Genomic DNA, 1,225 nt, shown 5'->3' on the forward strand with positions numbered 1-1,225 from the left:
GGGCCAGCCGTTCGATGCTGCGGGCGATGCGCTCGATCGGCGGCAGGCGCGGGACGGCGGCCGGGGCCAGCGCCGGCCCGGTTTCCTGGGCGGCATGGCGCAGCGTCTCCGCCAGCAGCACCATATCGCGCGCCCACAGCGCCGCCAGCGCCAGCGCCGCCAGAACGACCGCGCCCATGGCCAGCAGCGCCGGCCCGGCGGCGGTGGCCCCGGTCAGCAACAGCACCGCCAGGCACGCCACCGGCACCGCTGCCATCGCCAGCGCGGCGCCAAGCAGCAGCAGCAGGTGCATGGGCGCCCGCTCAGATACCCGGGGCGGAGACGTTCTCCGGCGCCGGCTCAACCAGCACCGGGCCGCCCCGTTGGATCTCGAACAGCGCCAGCCCGCGGCGCACCGTGCCGTCCGGCAACAGCGCCAGCACGCCGTCCACGCCGGCGAAGCCTTCCGGCCGGCACAGCGCCGCGGCGGAGAAGCCCTCGCCGCGCGCCAGCACCCGCGCGATCGCGGCCGCGTCATAGGCGAAATCCGCGAGGCCGGGCGCCGGAGTGCCATGGGCGGCGGCGTATTGCTGATCGAAGGCGCTGCGCAGCGAGGGGTCGGGCGCCGCATAGAAGGCCCCGCTGAGGCTGGAGCCGCCCCGTGCCGCGGGTGCGGCCCACAGCGCCGGCCCCAGCACCCGCACGGCCGGCGGATCGAGGTCGTAATAGGGCAGCAGCGAGGTGATCGCGCTCAGCGACTCGCCGGTATCGGCCAGCAGCAAGGCGTCGAACGGCGGCGGCGGGATGGGCTGGCGCGACAATTCGGCGGCCTGCTTGCGGCCCTCGGCGTCGTGGCGGTTGCGCGCAGCGCGGATCTGCGCGTCCAGCGGCCCGCGGCGGGAGGCGTAGCCGGAGATGTCGCGTACCGCGGCGTTGATCGACGCCATGCCGGGGGAATAGGTGCGGATGTCCGGCGTGGGCAGGCCGGCACCGGCGACGGCCTGTCCGAGAGCCGTGCCCATCGCCTGACCGAAATCGGACTGCGGCAGCACCGCGGCGAAACGGTTCTTGCCCTGGGCCGTCATGGCGCCGACCAGACGGCGCACCTGCTGGCCCGGCGTCAGGCCCATCGTCCAGACGCCCGGCCTGGCCTGGGACGGGTCGTTGGTGAAGGCCAGCACGGGCACGCCGGCGCTGCGCGCCGGGCCGGCGGCGGCGGCGGCCTCGGCGGCGGTCAGCGGGCCGA

At 76.1% G+C, this 1,225-nt stretch carries 2 protein-coding genes; both read right to left on the bottom strand.

The window, feature by feature from the left end; translation table 11 throughout:
* Positions 1-292 (bottom strand): hypothetical protein (locus OL599_RS25765; RefSeq protein WP_408887004.1); only part of this gene is annotated, 292 nt, incomplete at its 3' end.
* A 10-nt stretch (positions 293-302) separates the two neighbouring features.
* Positions 303-1,225, bottom strand: a 923-nt coding sequence (locus OL599_RS25770; protein ID WP_264716932.1) for a penicillin-binding protein activator, incomplete at its 5' end; no start/stop codon positions are given.

Source organism: Limobrevibacterium gyesilva (assembly GCF_025989185.1).
Taxonomy (GTDB): domain Bacteria; phylum Pseudomonadota; class Alphaproteobacteria; order Acetobacterales; family Acetobacteraceae; genus Limobrevibacterium; species Limobrevibacterium gyesilva.